This window comes from Bradyrhizobium sp. CCH5-F6, assembly GCF_001556045.1.
Taxonomy (GTDB): Bacteria; Pseudomonadota; Alphaproteobacteria; order Rhizobiales; family Xanthobacteraceae; genus Bradyrhizobium.
Genome location: NZ_LSIC01000086.1, coordinates 33,393 through 52,500 on the forward strand (window position 1 = coordinate 33,393; position 19,108 = coordinate 52,500).

Consider the following 19,108-nt stretch of genomic DNA (forward strand, 5'->3'; position numbering starts at 1 on the left):
CCGCGATCCCAAGCGAAGCGAATTCTCCGCCTTTCGTCGCAGCCCGCCCCCGCTTACATTTGCCAAAATCCGGGGTCAAAGGGTGGCCGCATGTCCAATATGACCGTTGCCGCAGGCCGCCGCTCCCGCTGGGGCCTTTTCATCGCCCCCGCCTTCGTCCTCATCCTTGCCGTAGCCTGGAGTTGCTTCTGGTTCTACGCCGCGTCGCAGGCCGAAATCGCCGCCGACGCCTGGCGGGCGCAGGAGGCCAAGTCCGGCCGCATCTATGATTGCGCCAAGCGCTCGATCGCCGGCTTCCCGTTCCGCTTCGAGGTCCAGTGCTCCGGGGCCAGCGTCGCCCTGATCTCGCAGAACGCGAGCAGGACGCCGTTCACGGCGAAGCTCGACAACATCCTGGTCGTGGCCCAGGTCTACGATCCCAAGCGGATCATCGCGGAATTCTCCGCGCCCGCGACGCTGACCGACGGCGTCACGCAAACCACTTTCGCGGTGAACTGGAGCAAGGGCCGCGCCAGCGTGGCCGGCCTGCCGGCCGTGCCGGATCGTGCCTCGCTCGTGTTCGACGATCCCAGCCTCAACCGTCTCGACGGCGGCGCACAGGTACCGCTCGCGCGTGCCAAGCAGGTCGAGCTGCACGGCCGCCTCGCCGACGGGTCGCCAGCCGATCGTCCTGTGATCGAGACCGTTCTCCACGTCGCACAGGGCAACATTCAGGGCGTTCATCCCCTGCTCGCCGAGCCGTTCGAGGCGGACACCCGCGCCAAGATCACCGGCCTCTCCGACCTCACGCCAAAGCCCTGGCCGCAGCGCTTCCGCGAGATCCAGGCTGCCGGCGGTCACATCGAGATCGTGCAGTCGCGGATCCAGCAGGGCGAGATGATCGCGGTTGCGGCCGGCACGCTCGGCCTCTCGGCCAATGGCCGGCTCGACGGCGAATTGCAGATGACGGTGACGGGCCTCGAGCGCGTGATCCCGGCGCTCGGCATCGAGAAGATGCTGGAGGAGGGCGTGCCGCAGGCAACGCTCGACCGCGTCGCGCCCGGCGTGAAATCGCAGGATCTCAACAACCTGTTCGGCGCGCTCGACCGCGCGGTGCCCGGGCTCGGCAAGGTCATCAAGCAGAACGCCAATGCCGGCGTCGCGGCCGGCATCAATTCGATCGGCACCGAGAGCACGCTCGAAGGCAGGAAGGCGAGAAGCTTCCCGCTGAAATTCGTCGACGGCGCGGTGCTGCTCGGCCCGGTCAAGGTCGGCCAGATCCCGCCGCTGTATTGATAGTTTGCAGTCTCGTCATTCCGGGGCGATGCGCAGCATCGAACCCGGAATCCATTTCACGGCGCGCGCTGTGGCCCGATGGATTCTCAGATGCGCAATTGCGCATCATAGCTCGCCCTTCGGGCGCCCCGGAATGACCAATGCCTACGGCTTCTTCAGCGCCGCGTGCGGCCGGCCGAAATCGGGTGCGGCCGAATCCTGGCCGATCTCGACGATGCCGCGGCGGATGGCGCGGGTGCGGGTGAAGTGATCGAACAGCGCATCGCCGTCGCCGCGCCGGATCGCGCGGGTGAGCTTGGCGAGATCCTCGGTGAAGGTGCCGAGCATCTCCAGCACGGCTTCCTTGTTGGCGAGGAAGACGTCGCGCCACATCGTCGGGTCGGACGCGGCGATCCGGGTGAAATCGCGAAAGCCGCCGGCGGAGAATTTGATGACCTCGGATTCCGTCACCTGCGCCAGCTCGTCGGCGGTGCCGACGATGGTGTAGGCGATCAGATGCGGCAGATGGCTGGTGATCGCGAGCACCAGATCGTGATGATCCGGCGTCATGATCTCGACCTTGGCGCCCATCGCCGCCCAGAACGCGCGCAGATGCTCCGTGGCCGCAGCATCTGTGCCTTCCGGCGGCGTCAGGATGCACCAGCGATTGATGAAGAGCTCGGCAAACCCTGAATCGGGGCCCGAGTGCTCGGTGCCCGCGACCGGATGCGCCGGCACGAAATGAACGCCGTTCGGCAGATGCGGGGCCATGTCCCTGACCACCGCGCCCTTGACCGAGCCAACGTCGGAGACGATTACACCAGGCTTCAGATGCGCGGCGATCTCCCGAGCCACGGGTCCACAGGCACCGACCGGAATGCAGAGGATGACGAGATCGGCATCCTTCACGGCCTCCGCATTGGTCGCGACGACCTCATCGACGATGCCGAGCTCGGCGACGCGCGCGCGTGTCTTCTCCGAGCGCGCAGTGGTGACGATCTCGCCCGCCAGGCCCTGGAGCTTCGCGGCGCGCGCGATGGAGCCGCCGATCAGGCCGAAGCCGATCAGCGCGACGCGCTGGAAGTGCCCCTGCGCATTCATTTGCCCGCCATGAAGTCGCGAAGGCCATCCAACACGAGGCGGTTGGCCTCCTCGGTGCCGATGGTCATGCGCAGCGAATGCGGCAGGCCGTAGTTCTTCAAGCCGCGCAGCACGAGGCCGCGCTTGGTCAGGAACGCGTCGGCCTCGTCGGCGGTCTTGCCCGTTTCCGGGAAGTGGATCAGCACGAAATTGGCGACGCTCGGCGTCACCTTCAGTCCGAGCTTGCCGATCTCCTCGGTGAGCCAGTTGCGCCAGGTCTCGGTGAACTGCTTCGACATCGCCTGGTGCGCGGTGTCCTCGATCGCGGCGACCGCGGCATACATCGCCGGCGTCGACACGTTGAAGGGTCCGCGGATGCGGTTGACGGCGTCGATGATGTGCTCGGGGCCGAACATCCAGCCGATGCGCAGCGCAGCCAGGCCGTGGATCTTGGAGAAGGTGTGCGTCACTACCGTGTTCTCGGTAGTGGCGACGAGCTCGATTCCCATCTCGTAGTCGTTGCGCGAGACGTAGTCGGAATAGGCGGCGTCGAGCACCAGCAGCACGTGCGAGGGCAGGCCGGCGCGCAGCCGCTTGACCTCGTCGAACGGGATGTAAGTGCCGGTCGGGTTGTTGGGGTTGGCGAGCCAGACCAGCTTCGTCTTCGGCGTCACTGCCTTGAGGATGGCATCGACGTCGCAGGTGAGGTCCTTCTCGGCCGCGACGACGTTCCTGGCGCCGACCGCCATCGTCGCGATCGGGTAGACCAGGAAGCCGTGCGTGGTGGAGATCGCCTCGTCGCCGTGGCTGAGATAGGTGTGGGCGAGCAGATTGAGGATCTCGTCCGAGCCGGCGCCGCAGATGATGCGGTTGGGATCGAGCCCGAAAGAGCGGCCGATCGCCTCGCGAAGCACGCGCGAGGTGCCTTCCGGATAGTCCTCCAGATGATCGGCCACGCGCTTGAACGCCTCGATCGCTTTGGGCGAGGGGCCGAACGGCGTCTCGTTGGCCGAGAGCTTGAACACCTTGCGGCCCGGCTCCGGTACCGGGCTCTTGCCGGGGGTGTAGGGCGCAATATCGAGAATGCCGGGATTCGGCACGGGACGGGACATCTTGGACTCCGGATAGGCGGGGCTGCTCGCGAGTTACGATTTCGCCCCGGTCGGGGGCACCGTATGAGGGCTGTGGAGCGCACCGAGGCCCCCGCCTCGATCAGGGCTGCCCTGATTTTGTCGATGCTGGTCGCGCTGGTCACCGACACCAGCAGCGCCGCGCCATCGAAGGCGGTATCGGGTACCGCGACGATCTCGGCGAGCGGCGACAGGGCGCGCGCGATCTCGGCGTTCCACCCCGACACGCGGACGCTGAAGGTCTCGACTTCCGTCACCAGGGCACTGTCTGCGACGCGCGAGACCGTGAACACCGGCATCGCCGCAGGATGATCGGCGCGTTCGACGAAAGGCAGCCGTGCGATGATCTTCGGCGCGCCAGCGGCCTCGAGCGACAGCCACCACGGCGTGCGGCTGGAGGTCGCCGAGACCAGCGCCAGGTCGCCCTTGGATTTCGCCACCGCCTCGACCGCGGCCTGTGCGCTGAAATGCGCGACGTAGGGCACGGTGAAGCCGAAATGGAAGCGCGCGGAATCGCGCATGGCGGGCTCGCTGACCGAGATGTCGGCATGCACGGAGAACGGCGCCTGGACATAGGTGAAGGTCGCGATGATGACGCGCCAGATGCTTTCGACCGTATCGAGCGGCAGGATGCCGCGATGGCGCTGCACGAGGTGGCGCATCATGTCGGCCTCGCGTGCCGGCCGGAATGCCGAGCCGACCTCCTGGGTCTGCTTCACCTGGATCAGGCGGTCGATGATGTCGCCGCGGGCCATCAGCAGGCGGTGCATCTCCGCGTCGATCGCGTCGATCTCCTTGCGCAGTTCCTGCAACGATGGTGGCGCGGGCGGACGTTGGGTCATGTCTGACAGGGGCCGTTGAAGGACGTTCAATGCGGTTCGGCGAGACAATTCGTGAGGCCGCACCGCTGCGATCAATGACCTGATTAGGCAGTCGGGGCGGCGAAAGCAAAGAGAAATGACGGTCTGTTTTGCCGATGAGACAGAGACGAATTCGACTGGCCCGGACCGCGACTTGACGAAAACCGCCCAAGACGGTAGCGTTTGCCTGTTCCGTGGTCATTTGAGCCGGCCGGCTTGCAGCCACGTTAAAAAACTCGCTAAACAGGCCGGGGACGCTTCCGATCCCGGCCGAACCTATCGTTCAGGCCGGGTTTTTCATGGCCTGATTCCAGCGGCGGTCTGACGGCAGTCGCAAACGAGGTCGATGATGGTTGGCGTCAAGTCCGTACCCAGTCCTGCGATCAGCGCCGACGAACGGTCGCACGAGGTGGATCACCCGAGCTCGCAGGTCGCGCATTTCGGCGCCGAGCAGCCGCTGCGGCTCGATTGCGGCGTCGATCTCAGCCCGTTCCAGATCGCCTACCAGACCTATGGCGAGCTCAACGCCGATCGCTCCAACGCCGTTCTGATCTGCCATGCGCTGACCGGCGACCAGCATGTCGCCAATGTGCATCCCGTCACCGGCAAGCCCGGCTGGTGGGAAACGCTGGTCGGCCCCGGCCGGCCCATCGATCCCAAGCACTACTTCATCATCTGCTCCAACGTGATCGGCGGCTGCATGGGCTCGACCGGCCCCGCCTCGATCAATCCCGCGACCGGCAAGGTCTGGGGCCTGGATTTCCCTGTCATCACCATCCCCGACATGGTGCGTGCCCAGGCGATGCTGATCGACCGGCTCGGCATCGACACGCTGTTCGCCGTCGTCGGCGGCTCCATGGGCGGCATGCAGGTGCTGCAATGGACCGCGGCCTATCCTGCCCGCGTGTTCTCCGCGCTGGCGATTGCCTGCGCGACGCGGCACTCGGCGCAGAACATCGCCTTCCACGAGCTCGGACGCCAGGCCGTGATGGCCGATCCCGACTGGCACAATGGCGGCTATGCGGACCGCGGCATCCATCCGCATCGCGGGCTCGCGGTGGCCCGGATGGCGGCGCACATCACCTATCTCTCGGATGCAGCGCTTCATCGCAAGTTCGGCCGGCGCATGCAGGACCGCGAGCTGCCGACCTTCTCGTTCGATGCCGACTTCCAGGTCGAGTCCTATCTGCGCTACCAGGGTTCGTCCTTCGTCGAGCGTTTCGATGCCAACTCCTACCTCTATCTGACGCGCGCGATGGACTATTTCGACATCGCGGCGGACCATGGCGGCGTGCTGGCGAAGGCGTTTGCGGGCATCCAGACCCGCTTCTGCGTAGTCTCCTTCACCAGCGACTGGCTGTTCCCGACCTCGGAATCGCGCGCGCTGGTGCACGCGCTGAACGCCTCCAGCGCGCGGGTGTCGTTCGCGGAAATCGAGACCGATCGTGGCCACGATGCCTTCCTGCTCGACGTGCCCGAATTCTTCGACATCTCCCGCGCCTTCCTGCAATCCGCGGGCAAGGCGCGCGGGCTCACCTAGGGACTGCTGACGATGTCTGTACAGGAAGTGCTGCCGCTGGGCGGACTTGCGGCTGAACAGCCGGGCCATTTTCGCGCCGACCACCTGCTGGTCGCCGAGATGGTCAAGCCGGGCTCGAAGGTGCTCGACGTCGGCTGCGGCGAGGGCGATCTGCTTCAGCTGCTGGAGACCCGCGGCATCGATGGCCGCGGCATCGAGCTGTCGCGCGAGGGCGTCAACCGCTGCGTCGCCAAGGGCCTCGCGGTGGTGCAGGGCGATGCCGACACCGACCTCGTCAACTATCCCGACGACGCCTTCGATTACGTGATCCTGTCGCAGACGCTGCAGGCGACGCGGCAGCCGCGTGTGGTGCTGGAGAACTTGTTGCGCATCGGCCGCCGGGCCATCGTCTCGTTCCCGAATTTCGGCTTCTGGAAGATGCGGCTCCAGCTCCTGATCGGCGGCCACATGCCGCGTACGGAGAATCTGCCGGCGACCTGGTACGACACCGCCAACATCCATTTCTGCACCATCAAGGATTTCGTCGAGCTCTGCGACGAGATCAACGTCAAGATGGAGCGCTCGGTCGCGCTCGATCTCTACGGCCGCCCGGTGCCGCTGAACCTGCCCTGGTGGGTGTGGAACATGTTCGGCGAGCAGGCGGTGTTCTTGCTCAGCAGGGGCGGGGGAAAGTGACGCCGAAGGCGTCATTCCGGGGCGATGCGCAGCATCGAACCCGGAATCCATCGTGCCGCAGCGCTTGTCGCCCAATGGATTCCGGACCTGCGCCTTCGGCGCATCCCGGAATGACAGCTAGTGCGGAGCCATCGACCGCGGATCGCGCACCGGCCAGCGCCCGGCTTCCACCAGCGTGACGAACCGCTCCACCGCCTCGTTGAACAGCGCGGGCTCTTCCAGGTTGAGCACGTGGCCCGACTTCGGAAACATCGCGAGGCCCGCGGCCGGCAGGTGCTTTTTCAGGAACAGGCTGGGCCCGACGCAGGGATCGTCCTCGTCGCCGCAGATGATCAGCGCAGGCGTTGCCACCTTCGCGATCGTGTCCGTCATCGTGTAGATCGAGGGACGTCCGCCCTGGAAGCCGCGCATCGTGCGCGCCGATCCCCTGGCGTCGTGCCGTGCCAGCGCGGCATAGAAATCGGCGTGGCCGCGCGGGTCTTTCACCAGGAAGGGAATCCGGCTCGGCGCCTCGCGCGTGACCTTTGCGACCTCGGCGGAGCCGAGGGTCTCGAATTGATCGGCATTCGCGCGGCATTGCTGGCGCCAGGCGTCTAGATTTTCGATCTCCGAGCCGGAGCCGACGCCCGCGAGCGTCATCGACAACGCGCGCTGCGGGGCGTTGAGCCCGATCTGGAGCGACGAATAGGCGCCCATCGACAGGCCGACGAGATGTGCGCGCTCGATGCCGAGATGGTCGAGCACCGCGAGCGCATCGGTGTAGAAATGCGTGTAGGTGTAGACCTCACCTTCGGGTACATCCGAAGGCGTGTAGCCGCGTGCCGAGTAGGCGATGCAGCGATGGCCGCGCGAGAAGTAGCGCATCTGCGGCTCCCAATTGGTGTAGTCGGCCGCGAACTCGTGCAGGAAGATGATCGGCGTGCCGCTGCCCGCTTCTTCGAAATAGAGACGGCAATTGTCCTTCGTTGGGGCGTAAGGCATCTGGTTTTCTCCCTAAGAGTGCTGCGGCATTGGAATGCCGTTCTGCAGTTCACGCATGTGAACTCTAACACCCGTTAACCTCCGCGCAAAATCTCCCAGAACGTGTCTTGATCTCGCCACATCGAGATTCTGATACGCGGGGTGCATGACGGCCGCGCACGGCCGATCGGGAAGTGGGGGTGTAACGAAGGATGAAGAATGGTTGAGTTGTTTGCGTCTCGCCTGTCGCGTTGTGTCGTCGCGCTGGCGTTGTTCTTTTCGGCGGTTGCCATGTTCGTTTCTCCGGCCTCGGCGCGGCCCCATCATCGTCATAGCGCAGAGCGGCACGCTTACGTGCATCACGCCAGACATCATCACTACCGTCATTATCGGCACCATGCCCGCAGCTCGCGCTTCGAGCGTAGCGCGGCACAGCTGCAGGCGAGCGGATTCGCCAACACCCAGGCGAGCTATGATCCGAACGCCAATGGCGGCGGCATGGCCACCAACGGAATGGCGAACAATGCCATGAGCAGCGGCGGGTTCGGTGGCGGATCGGGCCTCGTGTCCGAGGCACGGCGCTATCTCGGTGGCAATCCGACCGGGCGCGGCAGGCTGTGGTGCGCGCGTTTCATGAACATGGTGCTGCAGCACACAGGCCATCAGGGCACCGGCTCCGACATGGCGAGCTCGTTCGCGCGCTACGGCACGCGCATCTCCGGTCCGCAGGTCGGCGCCATCGCGGTGATGTCGCGCGGCCGCCGGGGCGGCCATGTCGGCATCATCACCGGCATCGATGCGCAGGGCAATCCGATCATGATCTCCGGCAACAGCGGCAATCGCGTCCGCGAAGCCCCGGTCTCGCGCGGCCGGATCTATGCCTACGTGATGCCGAACTGAGGTAACGCCTCGTCATTGCGAGGAGCGAAGCGACGAAGCAATCCAGACTGCCTTGGCGGGTAGATTCTGGATTGCTTCGCTGCGCTCGCAATGACGGAGTGTGCGGCGCCGGTGTCCCGTCACACCAATCTCGGCTCTTCCACCTCGACGGCATCACCGAGGCCGATCTCGCCATCGGCGATGACCTCGGCGTAGATGCCGCAATCCATGTGGCCGAGATGCCGCGAGAGCGTGGGCGGGATTTCGAGATCGCGCTTGGCGGTCACTGGGTCGACATTGGTGGCCGGGCAGCGGACGATGCGCTTGACCACCTTCAGTCGGGCATCGCCGATCGCAAGCGTCTGGCCGACCATGTCGAGCTCCGACCAGGCCGGCCAGCCCTGCACGTAGAGATTGGCGCGGAAGCGCAGGGGATGCACGGCGACGCCGCCGAGCATGGTCTCGATCGCGCGGACGCTGCCGAGGTTGATGATGGAGACGACCTTGCGGGCGACGTCGGAGAAGCTGTGGTCGCGGCCGGACAGCACCTTGGGCGGTCCCTTCAGCTCGGGCTGAAAGTTCTCGCTGAAATAGGCTTCGATGGCGGCGCGCCCGGCCGCGGTCTCCAGATCGCCGCTGGCGACGATCTGGCCGTCCCTGCGGATCGTCAACAGATTGGTGGCGTCGTCGAACCGGCTGTCGAGCTCAGCCAGCCGCTCATTGCGCGCGAGCATCAGAAACTGGATTTTCGGTTTCCAGGCCGGAGCTTCGGGATCGAAGCCGCTCGGCCCGTTCTCGATGGCGTAGCGGCGATCGGCGGGGGGGGGAAGGCCCTTGATCGGGTAACGATAAAGGCCGGTGATCTCGGCGGTCTGGCTGGCTGTCATGCCGCTACTTAGGGGATTCGGCCTGCTCGCGCCAAGCGGGCCATTGCGCGCACGAAATTGTGAAGTCGCCTCTTCCGATCAGAGGCCACGCTTCCCACATCTGGGTCAGGCCGGCGCCAGCGCCGGCTGATAACGACCGCTTGCGGGTTGAGGGACGTCAACACGGCAGGCGGAAACCCAATGAAGATGCCATTTGGAGTGCCTTTGAGGGCTCCATGAGAGGCAGGCCGAGGGACAGAAAAGATGAACATCGAGAAGTATACCGAACGCTCCAGGGGCTTCATTCAGTCTGCGCAGTCGCTCGCGATGCGCGAGGGGCACCAGCAGTTTTCCACCCTGCACCTCCTGAAAGTCCTCTTGGACGACAATGAGGGGCTCGCTGCCGGTCTGATCGACCGCGCTGGCGGCAATTCCCGTGCAATTCTGAAGGCCACCGAGGACGCCCTCGGTAAGGTGCCGAAGGTTTCCGGCGGTGGCGCCGGCCAGATTTACCTCGCACCCGAGCTTGCCCGCACCTTCGACGCCGCCGAAAAGGCCGGCGAGAAGGCCGGTGACAGCTTCGTTACGGTCGAACGGCTGCTGCTCGGCCTGACGCTGGAGAAGTCCAGCGAAGCCGGCACCATCCTCAACAAGGGCGGCGTCACGCCGCAGAACCTCAACGCGGCGATCGAGGCGCTGCGCAAGGGCCGCACCGCGGATTCCGCGACCGCCGAGAACGCGTATGACGCGCTGAAGAAATATGCCCGCGACCTGACCCAGGCCGCGCGTGACGGCAAGCTCGACCCGGTCATCGGCCGCGACGAGGAGATCCGCCGTACGATTCAAGTGCTGTCGCGCCGGACCAAGAACAACCCCGTCCTGATTGGCGAGCCCGGCGTCGGCAAGACCGCGATCGCGGAAGGGTTGGCGCTGCGCATCGTCAATGGCGACGTGCCGGAGAGTCTCAAGGACAAGAAGCTGCTCTCGCTCGATCTCGGCGCACTGATTGCCGGCGCGAAATATCGCGGTGAGTTCGAGGAGCGGCTGAAGGCCGTGCTCCAGGAAGTGACCGGGAGCGAAGGCACCTTCATCCTGTTCATCGACGAGATGCACACGCTGATCGGTGCCGGCAAGGGCGACGGCGCGATGGACGCCTCCAACCTGCTGAAGCCGGCGCTCGCCCGCGGCGAGCTGCACTGCATCGGCGCGACCACGCTCGACGAGTACCAGAAGCACGTCGAGAAGGACGCCGCGCTGGCGCGGCGCTTCCAGCCGATCTTCGTCAGCGAGCCCTCGGTCGAGGATACCATCTCGATCCTGCGCGGGCTGAAGGACAAGTACGAGCAGCACCATGGCGTGCGGATCACCGATTCCGCGCTCGTGGCCGCCACGACGCTGTCCAACCGCTACATCACCGACCGCTTCCTGCCCGACAAGGCCATCGACCTCATGGACGAGGCCGCGGCCCGGCTGAAGATGCAGGTCGATTCCAAGCCGGAAGAGCTGGATTCGCTCGACCGTGAGATCATCCGGCTCAAGATCGAGCAGGAAGCACTCAAGAAGGAAAGCGATGTCGGCTCCAAGTCCCGGCTCCAGACGCTGGAGAAGGACCTCGCCGAGCTCGAGGAGAAGTCTGCGGCGCTGACGGCGCGCTGGAGCGCGGAGAAGAACAAGCTCTCCGATGCCCAGAAGCTGAAGGCCGAGCTCGACGGCTTGCGTGTCGAGCTGGCCAACGCACAGCGGCGCGGCGAATTCCAGAAGGCCGGCGAGCTCGCCTATGGCCGGATCCCTGAGCTCGAGAAGAAGCTCGCGGACATCGAGGCCAAGGATAATACAACGCAGAACTCCGGCGAGATGATGGAGGAGGCGGTCACCGCCAACCACATCGCGCAGGTGGTCTCGCGCTGGACCGGCGTGCCCGTCGACAAGATGCTGGAAGGCGAGAAGGAGAAGCTCCTGAAGATGGAGGAGCAGCTCGGCAAGCGGGTCGTCGGCCAGGCCGAGGCCGTGCGTGCGGTCGCAACCGCCGTGCGCCGCTCGCGCGCAGGCTTGCAGGACCCGAACCGCCCCACAGGCTCGTTCATGTTCCTGGGGCCGACCGGCGTCGGCAAGACCGAGCTGACGAAAGCTCTCGCGGAATACCTGTTCAACGACGAGACCGCGATGGTCCGCCTCGACATGTCCGAATACATGGAGAAGCACTCGGTCTCGCGGCTGATCGGCGCGCCTCCCGGCTATGTCGGTTATGACGAGGGCGGCGCGCTCACCGAAGCGGTGCGGCGCCGGCCCTACCAGGTCGTGCTGTTCGACGAGATCGAGAAGGCGCATCCCGACGTCTTCAACGTCCTGTTGCAGGTGCTCGACGACGGCCGCCTGACCGATGGCCAGGGCCGCACCGTCGACTTCCGCAACACGCTGATCATCATGACCTCGAACCTCGGTTCGGAATTCCTGGTGAACCAGCCGGAGGGCGAGGACACCTCCGCCGTGCGCGAGCAGGTGATGGGCATGGTGCGGGGCCACTTCCGCCCCGAATTCCTCAACCGCGTCGACGAGATCATCCTGTTCCACCGCTTGCAGCGGAGCGAGATGGGCCGGATCGTCGAGATCCAGTTCGCGCGGCTGCAGAAGCTGCTGACGGATCGCAAGATCGTGCTGACGCTCGATGCCGCGGGCCGCGACTGGCTCGCTGCCAAGGGCTGGGATCCCGCCTACGGCGCGCGGCCGCTGAAGCGGGTGATCCAGCGCCATCTCCAGGACCCGCTCGCCGAGATGATCCTGGCCGGCGACGTCAGGGACGGCGACACCGTCGCGATCTCGTCCGAAGGCAACGTGCTGACCTTCAACGGCAAGGCACCGCAGACCGCCGAGATCGCCCAGTTCGAGGCGCCGGTGGCGAAGCGCAAGCTGAACTGAGGGTACGGCGCTTGACGCAACAGGACGCCCCGGAGAGGCCAACCTCTCTGGGGCGTTTTCCTTTGTTGGCGTCTCCTTAGCTAATCGACAGCGGACGCGGAGCCGGATCGGCCGGACCCTCCTCCTCGTCCTCCTCCAGCTCCGAAAGAATATCCACCAGCTCGCGCACCCGTCCCTGCGCCAGCGGCCGCAAATCGTTGATCATCGGCTCGTCGTTGGCGAGCCAGGCCTGGGCCTCGGCGAGTTCCTCGACGGTCGCGCCGGTCCCGATGATCTGGGCAATGGTGACGTCGTCGGCCCCGTCCACGGCCTTGACGACGTCGTCGCGTGAGAGGCGCGTCATGGCGATCCTCCTGCTGGTCGGCTTCCGTGAGCGTCTAACCGGGAGCCCGCGTGTGGGTTCCGCGGTCAGGTCTCGTCCTGCGGATGTTACTTCTTCACCGCCTTGTAGATCGCGTTTTCGACGTCCGAGCTGAAGTAGATGACACCCGTTGCGCCGACCGCGACGCCTGTCGGAATGTGCGTCGGCAGGCCGCCCGGCGCGCCCGTCAGGCCGATCGGGAGATTGGCGGCGATCTCGGTGACCTTGCCGCTGTCCGGCGCGATCTCGATCAGCCGCTTGGCGCCGACCTCCGCAACGATCAGCCGGCCGTCGCTCCCGCGCGCGATACCTTCAGGCATCTTCAGGTCCTTGGCGATCACGGTCTTTCCGCCGTTCTTGTCGATCCGGGAGACGGCGCCGGCAAAGGCTTCGGTGACGTAGACCTCGTCGCCGGCCCCGCGCACGAGTCCCACCGGACCCTCGAGATCGCCGATCAACGTGACGCGATCCTTGCCATGCTCGCCGCTCACCTTGACCAGCGATTTGGTGCCGAGTTCGGCCACGAGGATGCTGCCGTCCGCGAGCATGATTGCGTCATGCGGCGCCTTGAAGCCGTGCAGCATCTCGCGCGTGGTGCCGGTCTTGCCGTCGATCACCTGCACGGTGCCGGTGAACCAGCTCGACAGGACCACGTCGCTGCCCTTTGCCGTCGCGCTCATCGGATATTCGAGCGTGACGCCGGCGGCGTGCATGCGCGCCTTCTCGGTGACCTCGCCGGTCGCACCATTCACGGTGCGGTAGGCGAACACGTCCGCGACGTGGATCGTGTCCCTGCCGTCTTCCGAGGTGACGCCGATGCCGCCGGGCAAAGCGAGCTTGCCGATGATGATTTGCTTGGCCTGGCCGGTCGCCGGATCGACCTCCTGGATGCCGTTGTCGGCCATGTTGGAGACGTAGATGCGGTCCTTGCCGTCGATCGCGAGATTGTCCAGCGATGGCTTCAGCTGCGCGACCGTGGTCTTGGCGCCCGATTTGGGATCGACCCGGACGAGCTGGCCGAGCGCGGTGTCGATGACGAAGAGGTTGCCCTTGGAATCGAAATTCACCGCGGCCGGGACCTTGAAGCCGTCGGCGACGACGGTCAGCTCGGCCTTGTCGACGTCGACCTTCGCGACCTGTCCCTTGAACCAGAGCGGACCATACAGCTTGTCGTCGGGACCGAACTCGAAGCCGTTGAGACCGCCCATCTTCTCCATGATCTGGCGCGGCGGCTTGGCCCCCTCGACGTCGATCTCGTAGAGCGCGTCGCCGAGAAAGACGGTGGTGGCGTAGAGCCTGCCGTCCTTGCGGAAGGCGAGCGAGTTGATGCCGGGAAGGCCGCTCGCGAGCTTCTTGATCGGGCCATCGCCCTTGCGCGCATAGAGGTCGCCGGCGAGGAATCCGGTCCAGGCCATGGTGCCGTCGGGTGCGAACGCGATGTCGTCGGCCATTCCGACCGGCGCGGGGATTGCAACCTTGGCGTGACCGCCTGATATGTCGACCTCGTAGAGCGCCGCGCCCGCCACGCTGCCGGCAAACAGACGGCCGGCCTTGTCGATTCCGAGCCCATGCACGCCGTGGAACGCCGAGCCCTGCACAAGCCGGGTGATTTCCCAGCCCTCCGCCGATGCGCTCGTGGATGAGAAAAGCGCAGCAAGCAGGGCTGCGCAGGCGAGCCTGTTCTTCATGACGAGACCTCCCTTTTTTGGGAAAGTATTCGCCGCTCATGCCGCTTTGGCAAACGAAACTTGACGTTGTGACGGAGCGAGACAGCCTCGCGCGCCGACGTCGACTCCGGATCGTGTTTGGAGATGTCCCGCCGAGGCGGCCGAGTCCCGATTTACCGGTTGGTGACCTGCAATGGGCCGCCGGTCGCATCCGACATACGGGCGATGGCGCTGCCGCGGCCGCTCATCATCCCTTCGAGCCGGTCGCGCTCCTTCTCGAAGCTTGCCAGCATCGGGCCTTCCAGCGAACGGCCGCGCGGCAGCTTCACGCGCATCGGGTCGACGAAGCGGCCGTTGACCAGGATCTCGTAATGGACGTGGGGGCCGGTCGACAGGCCCGATGAGCCGACGAAGCCGATGACCTGGCCCTGCCGCACCTTCTTGCCGGGCTCCATGCCTTTGGCGAAGGCCGACATGTGGCCGTAGGCGGTCTCATAGCCGTTGGAGTGCTTGATGCGGATATACTTGCCGTAGCCGCCTTCGGGGCCGGCCTTCTCGATCACGCCGTTGCCGGATGCGAAGATCGGGGTGCCGTAGCTGGTGGACCAGTCGACGCCCGTATGCATCTTCACGTAGCCCAGGATCGGGTGGCGGCGGCCGCCGAAGCCCGAGCGCATGATGGCGTTGTTGACGGGTTTTCTGACCAGGAACTTCTTCGCGCTCTTGCCGGTCTCGTCGTAGTAGTCGACGACGCCGTCGTCGGGGCTCTGGTAGCGGTAGTATTTCTTGGTCTCGCCGCCGACCGTGAGCGAGGCGAACAGCACCTCGTTCTTTTCGCTCGACGTCACGCCCTCGTCCTCGCCGGCGTAGAACACGTCGAAGGAATCCCCGGGCTGCACCTTGCGCTGGAAATCGACGTCGTAGGAGTAGATCTTGATCATGTCCTCGATGACGGGCATCGGCACCTTGTTGCGCATCGCCGTCTCGTAGATGCTCTGGTAGAGCCGCACGCCGGAGCCGTCGTCATCGTCGTCGTCGTCGCTGCTGGCGTTGGCCCCGGTGTCAGCGACGGTGTTCATGCTGGAGACGTCGACCGCGACGTATCTGCCGAGATCGGACAGCGCCGCGATCGCCTCGACCATGGTCTCGTTGGCGATGACGACACGGTAGGGCTGGAGCCGGCCGCCGGGGCTCGCGGGCGCCATCAGGATGCGGAGCTTCTCGCCCTCCTTGAGGCCGCCGTCGCGACCGCGCGGCCCGAGCGTTGCGGTGATCGCCTTGATCTCGTCGGCGTTCGCGCCGAGATCGCGCAGCACGCCGGCGACGCTGTCGCCCTTCTTGACCATGTGGACGCGTTCCCCGTTGGGATTGCCGCCGGTGATCTGCTCCTTGGTCTTGGGCAGCAGCGTGACGTTTTCCGGCACGACGCGCGTCTCGAAACCGGCATAGGGATCGGAGGAGGGCGCTTCGGTGGCGTAGGCCATCTTGATGTCGGACGGGCCGGTCGCGCCGGACACGTCGGCTGTGGCATTGGCGAGCGAGGCGTACCGCACCCCGCCATTGCCGCGCCAGTTGGCGGCATCGCGGACCCGCATCAGGATGTCGTCGAGCGCCACCACCGCGGAAATCTTGGCCTTGGGCAGCACCGAGGAAAGATCCTTCGTGACGAAGGAGACTTCCGCGTCGGGCTCGACGGCTTCGGGATTGTTGGGATCGTCGGAGGCGGTCTTCGGATCGGAGCCGACGTCGGTGAGCAGGCGCTGGGCGTTGAACGGCGGGATCTTCGCCGACAGGTCGCTCGTCGTCATCGACAGGTTGCCCGCGATGCGGACGAAGGGGCGCACCCGCATCACGTCACGGTTGCCGACGCGGGCGACCGTCGAGACGCGCACGATGTTGCGCGAGGCCGTGGATTCGCTCGGCGGCGGCAGGCGGTCGCTCTTGTGTAGCGTGGCGGCGCGATCGGCGGCGCCGAACGCACCGCGCAGCGCGCCTTCCACCCGCTCAGGCACCTTGGCGAAGGTCATCTCGCCGTCGAGAGATGCGAAAACGGCGCCGCCGATCAGGGCTGCGCCGCAGAGTCCGGTCAGGATTGTCCCGCTGAACCATTGCACGGAGACACGGCGGCGGTCGATCACGGCGGCTTCAGAACCATCGACGGATAGCGGCGGCTCGTGGCCGAGATCGATGATCCCGGTCTCACGCCCGTAGGTGCCGCGTGACGTCCTGTGGTTCAACCCAAGTCCCCCAATCACCGACCCGAGAAAGCCCGCTTCGAACCTCGTCTCTGGCCGCCCTCTTGAAGGGGCATCGCCGGAAAAGGCAAGCCGTACGGCCGTCCGCGCTCAGAAAGCCCCGCGATGGGGACTGGCCGAAATTACGAACAGCTGAACGGGTAAAGCTCTCTCGATGTCTTTCGAACGCCGAAGGAAGGTCGCGTCATCTGCAAGATCGCCTTCCCCTGACCCCATGAAAATCGCAGGCAGCCCCCACAGGCAGTCCCGCGATTCAAGCTCGTCTCTTATCAGAACGCCGCGGGAATGTGGCTCAAGTACGGCGCCTGTCATGGAAAAAGTTTCCTGAAGGGGCGGACGCGGGAGTCCGCCCTGGAGGGGCGCCCCAAGCCGTCCCGGGAGCCCGATCCGAGCGCCTCCGGAGCCCTCCAGCGCGCAAACTTTTTTTGAGATTTTTCCTCGCCCGGCCTCGCCCCGTGCGTTTACGGCCCCTCTAATCGCCTGGAATCGCTGGAATTTCTTCGCCGGTCCACTGTGCGACGATTTGTTGACGATTGGCGTTGACAGCCCGGAAGGTGGGGCCTATAACCCCAACCACTGAGCGCGGCGCCGCCGGGTCACTGACCAAGGCGAGCGAACGCGCCACTGATGCTCCTCACCTCGTTGAGTGACACAACAGCCGATACAAGTCGGTTGGAGTTCATCCATCGTCGGTAAGGGTGTCGGGACCCTTCCTCCGGGAAGGTTGAGACCCCAGCGGTCTCGGGCTGTTTGACAAGTGAAGATGAAGAAAGAGAAACGTGGACGGCGGAGTCCTTGCGGGTCTCGCTTCTGGAAGGCTTCGGCTTTTCTGAACGAGACCGGACGAAAGACTTCGGCGGTACACGTTTTCAAGGAAACACCATCGTTGCCCGCGATGTGAATCGCAGGCAGCAAGCCGACTTCGGTCGACAATGGTGGGACCTCGTCAAACGTTGTGATCAGCCGGTTCAAAGTTCAAGTCCAACTTGAGAGTTTGATCCTGGCTCAGAGCGAACGCTGGCGGCAGGCTTAACACATGCAAGTCGAGCGGGCGTAGCAATACGTCAGCGGCAGACGGGTGAGTAACGCGTGGGAACGTACCTTTTGGTTCGGAACAACACAGGGAAACTTGTGCTAATACCGGATAAGCCCTTACGGGGAAAGATTTATCGCCGAAAGATCGGCCCGCGTCTGATTAGCTAGTTGGTAGGGTAATGGCCTACCAAGGCGACGATCAGTAGCTGGTCTGAGAGGATGATCAGCCACATTGGGACTGAGACACGGCCCAAACTCCTACGGGAGGCAGCAGTGGGGAATATTGGACAATGGGGGCAACCCTGATCCAGCCATGCCGCGTGAGTGATGAAGGCCCTAGGGTTGTAAAGCTCTTTTGTGCGGGAAGATAATGACGGTACCGCAAGAATAAGCCCCGGCTAACTTCGTGCCAGCAGCCGCGGTAATACGAAGGGGGCTAGCGTTGCTCGGAATCACTGGGCGTAAAGGGTGCGTAGGCGGGTCTTTAAGTCAGGGGTGAAATCCTGGAGCTCAACTCCAGAACTGCCTTTGATACTGAAGATCTTGAGTTCGGGAGAGGTGAGTGGAACTGCGAGTGTAGAGGTGAAATTCGTAGATATTCGCAAGAACACCAGTGGCGAAGGCGGCTCACTGGCCCGATACTGACGCTGAGGCACGAAAGCGTGGGGAGCAAACAGGATTAGATACCCTGGTAGTCCACGCCGTAAACGATGAATGCCAGCCGTTAGTGGGTTTACTCACTAGTGGCGCAGCTAACGCTTTAAGCATTCCGCCTGGGGAGTACGGTCGCAAGATTAAAACTCAAAGGAATTGACGGGGGCCCGCACAAGCGGTGGAGCATGTGGTTTAATTCGACGCAACGCGCAGAACCTTACCAGCCCTTGACATGTCCAGGACCGGTCGCAGAGATGTGACCTTCTCTTCGGAGCCTGGAGCACAGGTGCTGCATGGCTGTCGTCAGCTCGTGTCGTGAGATGTTGGGTTAAGTCCCGCAACGAGCGCAACCCCCGTCCTTAGTTGCTACCATTTAGTTGAGCACTCTAAGGAGACTGCCGGTGATAAGCCGCGAGGAAGGTGGGGATGACGTCAAGTCCTCATGGCCCTTACGGGCTGGGCTACACACGTGCTACAATGGCGGTGACAATGGGATGCTAAGGGGCGACCCTTCGCAAATCTCAAAAAGCCGTCTCAGTTCGGATTGGGCTCTGCAACTCGAGCCCATGAAGTTGGAATCGCTAGTAATCGTGGATCAGCACGCCACGGTGAATACGTTCCCGGGCCTTGTACACACCGCCCGTCACACCATGGGAGTTGGTTTTACCTGAAGACGGTGCGCTAACCCGCAAGGGAGGCAGCCGGCCACGGTAGGGTCAGCGACTGGGGTGAAGTCGTAACAAGGTAGCCGTAGGGGAACCTGCGGCTGGATCACCTCCTTTCTAAGGATGGTTCTTCAGAAGCTTGCTTCTATCGAACCGTTTTAGAAACATCAGTGGCCAACAGATCGCCAGATCGTTGAGCTGCATTGGCGGGATTTCGCCGTCTACGTTTCTCTTTCTTCGCGGACGAACACGCGCTGGGCCTGCGTCTCGCAGGATCCCTGGTCCTTGACGGGATATGCGTTAGGGGCTTG

At 64.5% G+C, this 19,108-nt stretch carries 12 protein-coding genes, 1 tRNA gene, 1 rRNA gene, 1 pseudogene and 1 riboswitch (1 of these 16 running past the window's edge); of the genes and pseudogenes, 7 read left to right on the forward strand and 8 right to left on the reverse strand.

Going from position 1 to position 19,108, the window contains the following annotated elements; translation table 11 throughout:
- The first annotated feature begins 90 nt into the window (after positions 1–90).
- Complete coding sequence (locus AX729_RS15745) at positions 91–1,275, forward strand: DUF2125 domain-containing protein (RefSeq protein WP_061024562.1); 1,185 nt, start codon at positions 91–93, stop codon at positions 1,273–1,275.
- Between the two features lie 144 nt (positions 1,276–1,419).
- Here the strand turns inward: AX729_RS15745 and AX729_RS15750 are convergent, their stop codons facing one another.
- From AX729_RS15750 to AX729_RS15760, 3 genes and pseudogenes are all read right to left on the reverse strand, one after another.
- Positions 1,420–2,355 (reverse strand): prephenate/arogenate dehydrogenase family protein, encoded by a 936-nt coding sequence (locus AX729_RS15750; protein WP_061024564.1) that lies wholly within the window; start codon positions 2,353–2,355, stop codon positions 1,420–1,422.
- Positions 2,352–3,446 carry a histidinol-phosphate transaminase gene (gene hisC, locus AX729_RS15755; protein WP_061024566.1) on the reverse strand — a complete coding sequence of 365 codons (1,095 nt, stop codon included), beginning with the start codon at positions 3,444–3,446 and terminating at the stop codon, positions 2,352–2,354. Before hisC ends, AX729_RS15750 begins: the two co-directional genes overlap by 4 nt.
- A gap of 62 nt (positions 3,447–3,508) precedes the next feature.
- Positions 3,509–4,306 (reverse strand): annotated as a pseudogene (locus AX729_RS15760) (chorismate mutase); the annotation flags it as partial.
- Between the two features lie 202 nt (positions 4,307–4,508).
- A riboswitch (SAM riboswitch) is annotated at positions 4,509–4,588 on the forward strand.
- A gap of 85 nt (positions 4,589–4,673) precedes the next feature.
- Here AX729_RS15760 and metX point away from each other — a divergent pair.
- Together metX and metW are read left to right on the forward strand one after the other, a co-directional pair.
- Positions 4,674–5,864: a homoserine O-acetyltransferase MetX gene (gene metX, locus AX729_RS15765; protein ID WP_061024568.1), complete on the forward strand. Its 1,191-nt coding sequence runs from the start codon at positions 4,674–4,676 to the stop codon at positions 5,862–5,864.
- 12 nt (positions 5,865–5,876) lie between these two features.
- On the forward strand, positions 5,877–6,539 hold the full coding sequence (gene metW, locus AX729_RS15770) for a methionine biosynthesis protein MetW (RefSeq protein ID WP_061024570.1): 663 nt from the start codon (positions 5,877–5,879) through the stop codon (positions 6,537–6,539).
- Between the two features lie 117 nt (positions 6,540–6,656).
- Here metW and AX729_RS15775 read toward each other — a convergent pair whose 3' ends face one another.
- Positions 6,657–7,520, reverse strand: a complete 864-nt coding sequence (locus tag AX729_RS15775) for an alpha/beta fold hydrolase (RefSeq protein ID WP_061024573.1) — start codon at positions 7,518–7,520, stop codon at positions 6,657–6,659.
- A gap of 198 nt (positions 7,521–7,718) precedes the next feature.
- Between AX729_RS15775 and AX729_RS15780 the strand changes: the two genes are divergently transcribed.
- A complete protein-coding gene (locus AX729_RS15780) occupies positions 7,719–8,399 on the forward strand; it encodes an NlpC/P60 family protein (RefSeq protein ID WP_061024574.1) in 681 nt (226 codons plus the stop codon).
- Positions 8,400–8,518: 119 nt separating this feature from the next.
- Here AX729_RS15780 and AX729_RS15785 read toward each other — a convergent pair whose 3' ends face one another.
- Complete coding sequence (locus AX729_RS15785; RefSeq protein ID WP_061024576.1) at positions 8,519–9,265, reverse strand: MOSC domain-containing protein; 747 nt, start codon at positions 9,263–9,265, stop codon at positions 8,519–8,521.
- Between the two features lie 243 nt (positions 9,266–9,508).
- On the opposite strand from AX729_RS15785, the gene clpB reads away from it, so the two are divergent.
- Entirely contained in the window at positions 9,509–12,160 is a 2,652-nt protein-coding gene (gene clpB / locus AX729_RS15790) for an ATP-dependent chaperone ClpB (protein WP_061024577.1), read from the forward strand.
- 76 nt (positions 12,161–12,236) lie between these two features.
- Here clpB and AX729_RS15795 read toward each other — a convergent pair whose 3' ends face one another.
- The 3 genes from AX729_RS15795 to AX729_RS15805 all read right to left on the reverse strand — a co-directional run bounded on the left by AX729_RS15795 (position 12,237) and on the right by AX729_RS15805 (position 16,425).
- Complete coding sequence (locus AX729_RS15795; RefSeq protein ID WP_061024579.1) at positions 12,237–12,503, reverse strand: hypothetical protein; 267 nt, start codon at positions 12,501–12,503, stop codon at positions 12,237–12,239.
- 86 nt (positions 12,504–12,589) lie between these two features.
- Positions 12,590–14,209, reverse strand: coding sequence for an SMP-30/gluconolactonase/LRE family protein (locus AX729_RS15800; RefSeq protein WP_061024581.1), 1,620 nt, complete (start codon positions 14,207–14,209; stop codon positions 12,590–12,592).
- Between the two features lie 152 nt (positions 14,210–14,361).
- Complete coding sequence (locus AX729_RS15805; protein WP_061024583.1) at positions 14,362–16,425, reverse strand: M23 family metallopeptidase; 2,064 nt, start codon at positions 16,423–16,425, stop codon at positions 14,362–14,364.
- 1,000 nt (positions 16,426–17,425) lie between these two features.
- Between AX729_RS15805 and AX729_RS15810 the strand changes: the two genes are divergently transcribed.
- Both AX729_RS15810 and AX729_RS15815 read left to right on the forward strand, forming a co-directional pair.
- Positions 17,426–18,914 (forward strand): 16S ribosomal RNA (locus AX729_RS15810).
- 187 nt (positions 18,915–19,101) lie between these two features.
- A tRNA-Ile gene (locus tag AX729_RS15815) sits at positions 19,102–19,108 on the forward strand; it runs 70 nt beyond the window's last position.

What these genes read in the sequence shown, in the direction of transcription:
- AX729_RS15795 (WP_061024579.1), bottom strand. Translation starts at nt 12,503, where the DNA reads ATGACGCGCCTCTCACGCGACGACGTCGTCAAGGCCGTGGACGGGGCC.
- metX (WP_061024568.1), top strand. Translation starts at nt 4,674, where the DNA reads ATGGTTGGCGTCAAGTCCGTACCCAGTCCTGCGATCAGCGCCGACGAA.
- clpB (WP_061024577.1), top strand. Translation starts at nt 9,509, where the DNA reads ATGAACATCGAGAAGTATACCGAACGCTCCAGGGGCTTCATTCAGTCT.
- AX729_RS15745 (WP_061024562.1), top strand. Translation starts at nt 91, where the DNA reads ATGTCCAATATGACCGTTGCCGCAGGCCGCCGCTCCCGCTGGGGCCTT.
- metW (WP_061024570.1), top strand. Translation starts at nt 5,877, where the DNA reads ATGTCTGTACAGGAAGTGCTGCCGCTGGGCGGACTTGCGGCTGAACAG.
- AX729_RS15800 (WP_061024581.1), bottom strand. Translation starts at nt 14,209, where the DNA reads ATGAAGAACAGGCTCGCCTGCGCAGCCCTGCTTGCTGCGCTTTTCTCA.
- AX729_RS15750 (WP_061024564.1), bottom strand. Translation starts at nt 2,355, where the DNA reads ATGAATGCGCAGGGGCACTTCCAGCGCGTCGCGCTGATCGGCTTCGGC.
- AX729_RS15785 (WP_061024576.1), bottom strand. Translation starts at nt 9,265, where the DNA reads ATGACAGCCAGCCAGACCGCCGAGATCACCGGCCTTTATCGTTACCCG.
- AX729_RS15775 (WP_061024573.1), bottom strand. Translation starts at nt 7,520, where the DNA reads ATGCCTTACGCCCCAACGAAGGACAATTGCCGTCTCTATTTCGAAGAA.
- AX729_RS15780 (WP_061024574.1), top strand. Translation starts at nt 7,719, where the DNA reads ATGGTTGAGTTGTTTGCGTCTCGCCTGTCGCGTTGTGTCGTCGCGCTG.
- hisC (WP_061024566.1), bottom strand. Translation starts at nt 3,446, where the DNA reads ATGTCCCGTCCCGTGCCGAATCCCGGCATTCTCGATATTGCGCCCTAC.